The organism is Microbacterium sp. (assembly GCF_035554235.1).
Lineage (GTDB): Bacteria > Actinomycetota > Actinomycetes > Actinomycetales > Microbacteriaceae > Microbacterium.
Genome location: NZ_DATMIO010000064.1, coordinates 1 through 9,846, shown reverse-complemented (window position 1 = coordinate 9,846; position 9,846 = coordinate 1). Strand labels below are relative to the sequence as shown.

Sequence of the window (9,846 nt, the reverse complement as noted above, 5' to 3'; positions counted from 1 at the left end):
AGGCGCACGCGCCCCAATGTCAGCGCACGCGCCCCGAACGCAAGCGGCGCGTCCCAACGTCAGCGGCCCGCCCCGAACCCACGCGTAACGCCGGCAGCGAATCCGGGCGAACCCGCAGGCGCGCGAACCTAGGATCGAGTCATGGCTGGTTTATGGGGCAAACGCAAGCGCGAAGAGCTGGAGGCGCTTCAGGCGCAGGACGCGGACCTCGCCCGGCGGGCGAAGAGCGCGCTCGTCGCGGTCGACGAGCGCCTCCGGACGACCGACGACGAGCTCGCCTTCGCGGTCGCCGAGCTCGGCGAGGGCCCCACGCGCGATCTGAAGGAAGCGCTGACCGCGGTGAAGCACCACCTGGGCGAGGCCTTCCACCTCAACCAGCTCAACCACGACCACATCCCGGACACCCCGGAGGAGCTGCGCACCCGCAACGCGCGCATCGTGCAGCTCTGCGAATGGGCCGACGAACTGCTCGATGACCGCACCACCAGCCTCGCCAAGGACATCGAGCGCGTGCGACGCGCCCCCGAGATCCTGGCCCAGGTCAAAGCCGAGACCGTTCAACTCGGCGAGCGCCTCCCCCATGCCCGCGCCACGATCGAGCGCCTCTCCGCGCGGTACAGCGAAGAGGCGCTCCGCCAGGTGTCGGCCGGGGCCGACGAGGCCGAGCAGCTGCTGGCCTTCGCGGCGCACAGCGCCGACGTGTCGACGCGCCGCCGCGAGGCCGGGCGCGCTGAAGAGGCGAACCTCGCGCTGGAGACCTCGACCGAGGCCGTGCGCCGGGCGGCGGCGATCATCGACGGCGTCGAGGACTTCGAGATCGAGGCCCTGCGCGCCGAGTCGACCCTCGCCGACGTCGTGGCGGACTCGCGCGGCGACCTCGTCGCCGCGCGGGAGGCGCCCCAGGTGCCGGCGGTCGCTGCGGCCGTCAAGGCGCTCCAGGCCGCGCTCGCGGCGCTTCCCGCGCCCGGGACGAAGTCCGATCCGTTCGCGGAGCTGTCGCAGCTGCGAGACGCCAACAGCGGATTGGATGCCGCGATCGCGGCCGCGCGCGATCGCCTGGCCCGCCCGATCCCCTCGGTGCACCACGTCCGGCACGCCCTCGACGACGCCGATCGCCAGATCGCGGTGGCCCGCAACGTCATCGCCGGCCACCGCGGGTGGATCGGCGCCGACGCCCGCACGCGCCTGGCCGAGGCCGAGCGCGCCCGCATCGACGCCGAGCCCCTGGCATCCGATGAAGACACCCGCGAGAACGCGATGGCCCTCGCCCGTCGTGCCGGAGCCCTGGCGAGCGAGTCGCTGCAGCTCGCCCAGCGCGACATCGACTCGTCGCGCCCGCAGGGCGGCAACTGGGGCGGCCCGACGCAAGGCGGCCGCGGCGGGATGAGCGACGCCATGGGCGGCATCCTGGGCGGCGTCGTGATCGGGAGCCTGCTCGGCGACTTCTTCGGCTGACGCCACACGCCCCCGTGCCCGCGGCGCCCACACGCGGTTCGGCCCGGGTTCGCACTGGCCGGTGAATGTCACCCGGCCGAGTCGCAGAACCCGGGCCGAAATCGTGAGGGCTACGAGGCCATGGCTTCCACGGGCGGGGCGGCCGCCGTCAAGGAGATCACGCCATAGTCCCAGCCCTTGCGGCGGTACACCACGCTGGGGTGATCGCTGCGGGCGTCGATGAAGAGGAAGAAGTCGTGCCCGACGAGTTCCATGCGGTCGACCGCGTCTTCCACGGTCATCCATTCGGCATCGAAGTTCTTGGTGCGGATGACGACGGGGGTGTAACCGTCCTCCTCCTCGTTCCCGGAGATGACCGGAATCTCTCCGGTCGCCACCGCCCGCATGACATCGAGGGATGCCGGCTGCACATCGATGCCGGAGATGGCGCCGCTCTCCTTCTCGAACTTGGCACCGCGGGGGTGGTTGCGGCCGTCGACGCGCTTGCCTTTGGCGCGGCGCAGCTGTTCGGCCATCTTGTCGACCGCGAGGTCGAGGGCGGCGAACTTGTCGCCGTCGACGGCTTCGGCCCGAACGACGGGCCCCTTGCCGACGAGAGTGAGTTCAACGGTCTCGTCTTCGACCCGGCCGTTGTGATAGGCGCGGTGGGTGACCTTGACGTCGAGCCGCTGGGCGCGCGGCGCCAGGTGCTCAATGCGAACCGCTTTCTCTTCGACAACCGAGCGGAAGCGATCAGTGACGCCCACGCCGACGCCGACGATGCTGGTTTCCATCCTTGACCTCCTTGTTCCGGTCCACCGGGTCAAGGGCGGACCATGTGTCGCCTTGTGTTCCCCCACCGTAGCCCCGGACCCCGGTGGTGTCACCTGTGAGTTTCTGATGTCCCGAATCGGCGCGGGGTGGCCGCGACGGTCGCGGCGGCGAGCACCCGCGCACCCTCCGCCGTGAGCGCGCGAGCCGCCTCCTCGAGCGTTGCACCGGTCGTGACGACGTCGTCGACGACGACGATCTCCAGCCCGGCGCAGGCGCGCGCACGAAGGCTTCCCTCGACGTTGGAGCGCCGCGCAGAGGCCCCGAGTCCGCGCTGATCGACGGTGCGACGGGCGGGAACGAGCAGCCGCGCGGGGACCACTCCGGCGCGCCGCACCAGGAGGTCGACGACACGGTAGCCGCGACGCCGGATGGCCTTGCGCGACGCGGGAACGGGCACGACGAGCAGCCCTGGATGCGCGTCGGCCCCGTGAACCGCGGATGTCTGAACCGCGGATGCCTGGGCCGCGGCCCCCTGAACCACGGCCGCCTCGGCGGCGGCCGCCAGGGCGGAGGCCAGCGCGGGAGCGAGCGCCCTGGCGAGCGACGTGCGCCCCTCCTCCTTGAGCGCGCGGAGGGCGCCGGCCACGGGGCCCTCGAAGGGCAGCCCGCTCCAGACCTCGAGCCCCGACGCGAGGCGGCGCGTCGTCGGGCGCGGGACCAGCGCCCCGCGGCACGCGTCGCACAGCGCGACGCCGGGCACCCGGCATCCGGCGCAGTCCACCGGGAACGCGAGAGCGAGGGCGTCGGCGAGCGCCCCGAGCACGGCATCCCGCGCCGTTCGTTCCGTCACCCCAGGAGCGTCGCACGGCGCCCCCACCGCATCGGCGAGCCGCCCATCGCCCGTGGAGGCACCGCGGCGCCCGGGCGATGTGCAGGAGACGGTGCCTCTACCGAGGGGCACCCTGCTGCGTCGCGAGCACGAAGATGCCGGTGCCCGCCTGCGCCCAGTTCGTGCCGCGCTTGATGTAGAGGATGCCCGCGCCATCGCGGAGGCGCACCGCGCTCGGCTGGTTGGCCCCGGCGAGCGATGTGACACCGACGGGCCCGTCGGTCGCGATGCCTTCGCCCCCCACGAGCTGGTCGAGGATGACGATGCCTCCGGAGTCGCTCGCGGCCACGCCGATCGTCACGTCGTCAAGCCAGGCGACGGAGATGCCCGGCCCGGGCAGCCGGGCGAGCCGGTGGGCATCGCCGAGCGCCGTCGGCAGCCCGTTCGCATCGCGGACCACGCCCGCGACGACCGCCCAGTGCTGACCGCCGACCGTCACGAGGGCGACGACCCGCGTCCCATCGCGCGACACGCTGAGCGCCTGGATCTGCGACGCATCGCCCCACGCGCCCGCGACCGACGAGGGCGTGCCCGCAGCGCCCGATACGAAGAGCGCCGTCGGACTGTCGTGGGGAACGCTCCAGATGTAGCCCGAGGGATCGATGGACGGGGCGACGAGCCCCGGGCGCGTGTCCACGTCGAGCACCGTCCCGTCGCCCTGCGCGCGCGCCACGACGCCTCCCGCGACCTGGAGGGCCGCGACGTCTCGCTGCGGGCCGACCTGGATCGATGTCGGGGGCGCGCCGAGGTTCTCGGTGATCGTGTCGGAGAGCCCGGGGATGGGGGTGATCTCGCCGCCCGCGAGAAACCCGAACCCGGCGTCGTTCAGCACGAGCGGGCTGGTGGTGACGTTCGTGGAACGCGTCGGGGCGGCCGTCGCCTCGAGGGGCGCTCCGTCGACCGCCATCTGCACGGACTGCACCCCCGCGTCGGCCAGGCTCGCCTCCAGCTGCGCCTGCATCCGATTCAGGATCGTGGGATCGAGCGCCAGCGCGGAATCGCGCAGCTCGACGGTTGCCGCCCGATCGGCGTCGACGGTCACCGACTGACTCGCGAGCGCGACGTCCTCGGGAAAGGCCGTCTCGAGGGATGCTGCAAGCCACGGGCTCGGCGCGCCGTCGACGAGGGCGGTCGCGATGCGGGTCGCGGAGTTCTCCCGTGCCGGGAACCAGCGCACGTCGGGCACGAGGAACTCCCACGTCGGGTCGAAGAACATGATGGAGTAGGCGTCGAACACCGTCACGAAGAAGTCGCGATCGAGCACGATGCCATCGTTCGCCTCGACGATGCGCCACTCGCCGTCGCTCTGCTGGGCCAGGCGGAAGGGCAACGCGGTGGCCCCGGCATCCGACACCGCGTACGCCCCCGTCTCGTCGACGTCGGCCGACGGGGTGACGGTCACGGTGATCTGATCCTCGGATGCCTCGGTGTACACCCGGTCGCCCGGCGAGTCGATCGTCACACCTGCCTCGGGATTCCACAGCGACCGGGCCTCGGGGGCGAGGAACAGGCGGGCGATCGCCCAGTTGTCGACGGGGCTCGTGCCCGCGTCGATGAAGCCCTGCACGATCTGCTGCGGCGTCATGCCCGGCTGCGGGCTGTTCGGCACGAAGAGGAAGTCGGGCGTGCGGGGGACCTCGTCGGCCGGGAGCCCCGGATTGACCGAACCCGTCGTCGGCAGTCCCGAGCACGCGGCGAGCGCGAACGCCGCCGATAGGGCGAGGAGAAGAGAGAGGATGCGGCGGCTCATCGCTTCGGCGCTCCGTTCGCCGGGAGGGTACCGGTGGTCGGCAGCACGATGGGCTGCGTTCTGCCGAGCTCGTCGTGGGCCGCGTCAGGGGGTTCGAGCGGGATCGGCGATTCGCCGATGAGTCCCTCGGGCTGTCGCGGCAGCGTGAGCACGAAATGGGTGCCTCGACCGGGCTCCGACCACACCGCGAGCGTGCCGCCGTGCAGGCGCGCGTCGCCGAGGGCGATCGACAGGCCGAGCCCCGTGCCCCCGATGGAGCGCTTGCGCGAGGGATCGGCACGCCAGAACCGATCGAAGACGCGCTCCGCGTCGATCGCCGTCATCCCGAGGCCGAAGTCCCGCACGCTCAGCGCGACGGCGTGCTGGTTGCTGTCGACGGTGACCACGATGGGTCGCCCCTCCCCGTGCTCGATCGCGTTGCCGAGCAGGTTGCGCGCGACGCGGCGCACGCGCCGGGCGTCCATCTCGACGGGGGAATATCCCCCCGGGGCGACGATCCGCACATCGGTGTGGTGCTGCTCCGCGAGTTGGTGCATCGACTCCACGACGTCCTCGACGAGGTGCGCGAGGCTCGTCGGCTCGAGCTCCAGCTGCACCGAGCCGGCGTCGTACCGGCTGATCTCGAGCAGGTCGCCGAGGAGGGTCTCGAAACGCTGCACCTGGGCGTGCAGCAGCTCGGCGGCGCGGGCGGTGGTGGGGTCGAACTCCTCGCGCCGGTCGTTGAGCATGTCGGCCGCGAGGCGGATCGTCGTCAGGGGCGTACGGAGCTCGTGCGAGACATCCGAGACGAACCGCTGCTGGACGAGCGAGAGGTCGGCCAGCTCCTTGATCTGCGCCTCGATGCTGTCGGCCATCGCGTTGAAGGAGCGCCCGAGGGTCGCGAGCTCGTCCTCGCCACGCACCGGCAGCCGCACCTTGAGCTCACCCGCGGCCAGGCGGGCGCTCGTGTCGGCCGCCTCGCTGATGGGCGTCGCCACCGAACGGAGCACGAACCAGGCGATGGCCCCGATCAGCAGCACCAGAACGCCGCCGACGAGCCACAGCGTGCGCTGCACGAAGAAGAGGGTCTGGTCGGCGTCGGCGAGGTCGTAGGCGAGGTAGACCTCGTACGCCCCGACCTCCGCGTCGGGCATCTGCAGCTGCTGGCCGACGATGATGCCGGGGACGGTCTGGCCCCCTGGGCCCGGAAGGCCGACCGACTGCCACCACTGGAAGTCCGCGTTCTTGGTCACCTGGGCCCGCAGGGCCTCGGGGACCATCTCCTCGGTGAGCCCACCGGAGAAGAAGTTCTGCGGGGCCAGCTGCGACGGAGTCGAGTCGATGCGGATGCCGGCGATCATGTCGCTCGAGGACTGGCGGGCGATCTGGTTCTGCACCGTGCGCATGGTCTGCTGGAGCTGGCTGCGATCGCCCTGCACCACCGCGGCATCCAGGGTCTGCTGGGCGGTCGTCATGGCCCGACGCGCGTCGACCAGCACCTGGGCGCGGTTCGAATCGAACAGGTCGTTCTGGATGGCGACCGCCATCGTGGCACCGGCGACCAGGATCGCGAGCATGCTGAGCGCGAGGGTGATCAGCAGGGTCCGGAAGCGCAGCGACCGCCGCCACAGCGTGGCGAGGCTTTCGGGCCACGCCCGCCAGTCCCGCCAGTTGGTGACGGGTGCGCGGGAGGCCGCAGCGCTCGCGGGCGGCACGAGTGCCTCAGACGACGGCGCCGGCGCGATAGCCGACGCCACGCACCGTCGTGACGATCTTCGGGTTGTCGGGGTCGAGCTCGACCTTCGCCCGAAGCCGCTGCACGTGCACGTTCACCAGGCGCGTGTCGGCCTTGTAGTGGTAGCCCCAGACCTGCTCGAGCAGCATCTCCCGAGAGAACACCTGCTGCGGCTTCGACGCGAGGGCGACGAGCAGCTCGAACTCCAGGGGTGTCAGGGCGATGGGGGCGCCATCGCGACGCACCTCGTGGGCCGCGACATCCACGGTCAGATCGCCGATGCGCAGCGTCTCGTTCGCGGCCTGCGGGGCGGGGCGCAGGCGCGTCCGGATGCGGGCGACGAGCTCCTTGGGGTTGAAGGGCTTGACGATGTAATCGTCGGCGCCGACCTCGAGGCCGCGCACGACGTCGGCCGTATCGGTGCGCGCGGTCAGCATGATGATCGGCACCCCGGACTCCGCGCGGACGCGCGTGCAGATCTCGATGCCGTCCATGCCGGGAAGCATCAGGTCGAGCAGCACCAGGTCGGGACGTTCGGCGCGCCAGATGTCGACCGCCTCGGCGCCGTCGGCGCAGAACACCGTGTCGAAGCCCTCGGTGCGCAGGACGATGCCGATCATCTCGGCGAGCGCGGTGTCGTCATCGACAACCAGGATTCGTGAGGTCATAGAAGCGCGATCGTCCTTTGCTGAGATCTCGGGGTCACCCTGGCGTGTGCGCCGAGGACCCCGAGCACTCTCCTCAGAGTAATGGACTCATCCCGGGGGATGGCGGGAAGCGCGTCGGCACGCCGCTCGGCGCCCGATCCCGTGTGACACGATAGGACGGCGGCGACCGCCCGGCCCGCAGCGAGGAGGGGACGGCCCGTGACCGCTTACCCGGCATGGACACCGGCATCCCGACCTGGGATCATTCCGCTGCATCCGCTGTCGTTCGGCACGATCCTCGGCCGCTCGTTCGCCGCGCTACGCCAGAATCCCAAGGTGCTGCTGGGGTTCGCGCTCATCCTCCAGACGGTGCTCTACGTCGTGCTGATCCTCGCGATCGGCGGCATCGCGTTCGCGTCGTTCATCCGCCTCGACACCCTTCAGCCGGGCACGGAGGACTACGACACGGTGTTCGCCGGCTCGGTGCTGATCACCGTGCTCTCCGGCTTCGTCCTGGGACTCGCGGCGACCGCCCTGAGCGTGCTCGTGCAGGCCGTCGTCGTGAGCGAGGTCGCCCACGCCGTGCTCGCCGAGAAGCTCACGCTCGGCGGGTTGTGGCGCCGGGTGAAGCCGGTCGCGTGGCGCCTGATCGGGTACACAATGCTGGTGACGCTCGGCGTCTTGCTGCTCTTCGCCGTTCTCGGCGGAGCGATCCTCGCTCTGGGCTTCGCCGTCCCCGCCGTGGGGATCGGGCTGACGATCCTCGTCGTGGTGGCGAGCATCCCGCTCTCGCTGTGGCTGTCGACGAAGCTCGCCCTCGTGCCGTCGGTGCTGGTGCTCGAGCACGGCACGATCCGCAGCGCGGTGGTGCGCTCCTGGGTGCTCATCCGCGGCCGGTTCTGGCCCGCCCTCGGCGTGCTCGTGATCATCGGGTTCATCATGGGCGTCATCGGCCAGGTGGTCAGCGTGCCGTTCTCGCTGCTCTCGACCGGCATCACCGCGATCATCGCTCCGACCGGGGAGCCCACCGCCGGCGCCATCGCGGGGATCATCATCGCCACGGCCCTGACGCAGATCGTCGTGCTCCTGATCCAGTCCGTCGCGATCGTCGTGCAGGCCACGGCCGCATCGCTCATCTACATCGACTGCCGCATGCGCCACGAGGGGCTCGATCTCGACCTGCTGACATACGTCGAGCAGCGGGATGCCGGGGCCACATCGCTCCCCGACCCCTACTCCGCGCACGCGGGACGGACGCTCGTGCGGGCGCCCTATGCCGCCCCCGTCTTCGCGCCAGCGTACCCGGCGCAGGGATATCCGGCGCAGGGCTACCCGGCCGCGGGGTACCCGCCCGCACCGCCCGCATCCGCCGCCCCCTTCGGGCCGCCGCCACCCGTCCCGCCCGTCCCACCCGCGCCGCAGGCACAGCCCGCATCCCCGATGCCGCCCGCACCGCCGACGCCACCCACCGCGACAGCGTGGACCGCACCGGGCGCGTCCGGCGACGACTCCGCATGATCGCGGGGGCGGGCCCCCTCATCCCCGACGGCGATGAGGCGCGCGAATGGGCGGAGCGCGAACTCTCGCGCCCCGTCTACGCCGAGGCCGAGCCCACGCCGCTGGATCGCATCGCCCGCGCCGTCGCGGAGTTCTTCGGAAACCTCTTCACGGGCGAGGTCCCGGGCGGGTGGGGCGGGCCGCTCGTGATCGTGATCGCGGTCGTCGTCACGGGGCTCATCGTCGCCGCATTCCTCATCTGGGGCCGCCCGCGCCTCTCGCCGCGCTCGTCGAGATCGCCGCTCGAACTCTTCGGTGCGGAGGAGGCGCGCAGCGCGTCGGAGCTGCGCCGGGATGCCGCCGCGGCGGCCGCACGCGGCATCTGGGATGACGCGATCATCCTGCGCTTGCGCGCACTCGCACGGGGCCTGGCCGAGCGCGGCATCGTCGAGCCGGCGCCCGGCGCGACCGTCCACGCCTTCGCGCGCGATGCGGCCCGCGCGTTCCCCGCCGAGAAGAGCCGATTGGATGCCGCGGCCTCGGCGTTCGACGATGTGCGCTACCTCCGACGGCCGGGCTCGGGAGAGCTCTACGCCCTCGTCGCGGCGGCCGACGACGCCCTCGTCGCCGCACGCCCCGCCCTTCAGGAGACGTCGGTATGACGGTGACCGAGGTCGCCTCGGGGCGGCGAAGCCTGCTCGTGTGGGGCATCATCGTGCTCGTGCTGGTGGCCGCCGGCATCATCGGGTCGGTGCTCTCGTCGGTCGGACGGTGGACCGAGCGGGATGCCTTCGACCCCGAGGGCGCGGGGCCGCGGGGCACGAGGGCCCTCGTGACGATCCTGCGCGAGCAGGGCATCGACGTCGTCATCGCCCGCGACCGGGCCACCGCAGCTGCCGCGGTCGGCCCCGCGACGACCCTGGTCACCCCCGATGCCCCGGTGCTCTCCGACGACGCGATGTCGGAGCTGCTCGATTCCGACGGCGATGTCGTGGTCATCGATCCGCGATCCCGCACCGCGCGGATGCTCTTCGAGGGCTCCGATCCCGCGGGCGTGGCGCCCGATGAGCCCGCCTCCCCCGAGTGCGGCCTGGCCGACGCGCAGCGGGCGGGCCCCGTCATCCCGGGTCTGCTCTTCACA

The 9,846-nt window shown here is 71.9% G+C and carries 9 protein-coding genes; 4 read left to right on the top strand and 5 right to left on the bottom strand.

From position 1 onward, the window contains the following. Window positions 1-141: 141 nt before the first annotated feature. On the top strand, window positions 142-1,455 hold the full coding sequence (locus tag VNT50_RS03185) for a coiled-coil domain-containing protein (protein ID WP_325483652.1): 1,314 nt from the start codon (window positions 142-144) through the stop codon (window positions 1,453-1,455). Between the two features lie 110 nt (window positions 1,456-1,565). Here the strand turns inward: VNT50_RS03185 and hpf are convergent, their stop codons facing one another. The 5 genes from hpf to mtrA all read right to left on the bottom strand — a co-directional run bounded on the left by hpf (window position 1,566) and on the right by mtrA (window position 7,229). Then, the gene (gene hpf / locus VNT50_RS03180) at window positions 1,566-2,228 is read right to left on the bottom strand and encodes a ribosome hibernation-promoting factor, HPF/YfiA family (RefSeq protein ID WP_325483651.1); all 663 of its coding nucleotides are present in this window, start codon (window positions 2,226-2,228) and stop codon (window positions 1,566-1,568) included. An 89-nt stretch (window positions 2,229-2,317) separates the two neighbouring features. Beyond that, window positions 2,318-3,058 carry a ComF family protein gene (locus VNT50_RS03175; protein WP_325483650.1) on the bottom strand — a complete coding sequence of 247 codons (741 nt, stop codon included), beginning with the start codon at window positions 3,056-3,058 and terminating at the stop codon, window positions 2,318-2,320. Window positions 3,059-3,155: 97 nt separating this feature from the next. Beyond that, on the bottom strand, window positions 3,156-4,847 hold the full coding sequence (locus VNT50_RS03170) for an LpqB family beta-propeller domain-containing protein (RefSeq protein WP_325483649.1): 1,692 nt from the start codon (window positions 4,845-4,847) through the stop codon (window positions 3,156-3,158). Further along, window positions 4,844-6,541, bottom strand: a complete 1,698-nt coding sequence (mtrB, locus tag VNT50_RS03165) for an MtrAB system histidine kinase MtrB (protein WP_325483648.1) — start codon at window positions 6,539-6,541, stop codon at window positions 4,844-4,846. Before mtrB ends, VNT50_RS03170 begins: the two co-directional genes overlap by 4 nt. 7 nt (window positions 6,542-6,548) lie before the next feature. Continuing rightward, window positions 6,549-7,229 carry an MtrAB system response regulator MtrA gene (mtrA, locus tag VNT50_RS03160; RefSeq protein WP_325483647.1) on the bottom strand — a complete coding sequence of 227 codons (681 nt, stop codon included), beginning with the start codon at window positions 7,227-7,229 and terminating at the stop codon, window positions 6,549-6,551. Window positions 7,230-7,427: 198 nt separating this feature from the next. Here mtrA and VNT50_RS03155 point away from each other — a divergent pair, with 198 nt between their 5' ends. From VNT50_RS03155 to VNT50_RS03145, 3 genes are all read left to right on the top strand, one after another. Further along, the gene (locus tag VNT50_RS03155) at window positions 7,428-8,726 is read left to right on the top strand and encodes an ABC-2 family transporter permease (RefSeq protein ID WP_325483646.1); all 1,299 of its coding nucleotides are present in this window, start codon (window positions 7,428-7,430) and stop codon (window positions 8,724-8,726) included. Continuing rightward, the gene (locus VNT50_RS03150; RefSeq protein ID WP_325483645.1) at window positions 8,723-9,367 is read left to right on the top strand and encodes a DUF4129 domain-containing protein; all 645 of its coding nucleotides are present in this window, start codon (window positions 8,723-8,725) and stop codon (window positions 9,365-9,367) included. The genes VNT50_RS03155 and VNT50_RS03150 overlap by 4 nt, the downstream gene beginning before the upstream one ends. Further along, on the top strand, window positions 9,364-9,846 hold a 483-nt coding region (locus VNT50_RS03145), incomplete at its 3' end, for a DUF4350 domain-containing protein (protein ID WP_325483644.1). The genes VNT50_RS03150 and VNT50_RS03145, both read left to right, overlap by 4 nt.

Bases quoted from the DNA above. Each gene is read 5' to 3' on its own strand.
- VNT50_RS03170 (WP_325483649.1), bottom strand. From the start codon at position 4,847: ATGAGCCGCCGCATCCTCTCTCTTCTCCTCGCCCTATCGGCGGCGTTC.
- VNT50_RS03185 (WP_325483652.1), top strand. From the start codon at position 142: ATGGCTGGTTTATGGGGCAAACGCAAGCGCGAAGAGCTGGAGGCGCTT.
- mtrA (WP_325483647.1), bottom strand. From the start codon at position 7,229: ATGACCTCACGAATCCTGGTTGTCGATGACGACACCGCGCTCGCCGAG.
- hpf (WP_325483651.1), bottom strand. From the start codon at position 2,228: ATGGAAACCAGCATCGTCGGCGTCGGCGTGGGCGTCACTGATCGCTTC.
- VNT50_RS03150 (WP_325483645.1), top strand. From the start codon at position 8,723: ATGATCGCGGGGGCGGGCCCCCTCATCCCCGACGGCGATGAGGCGCGC.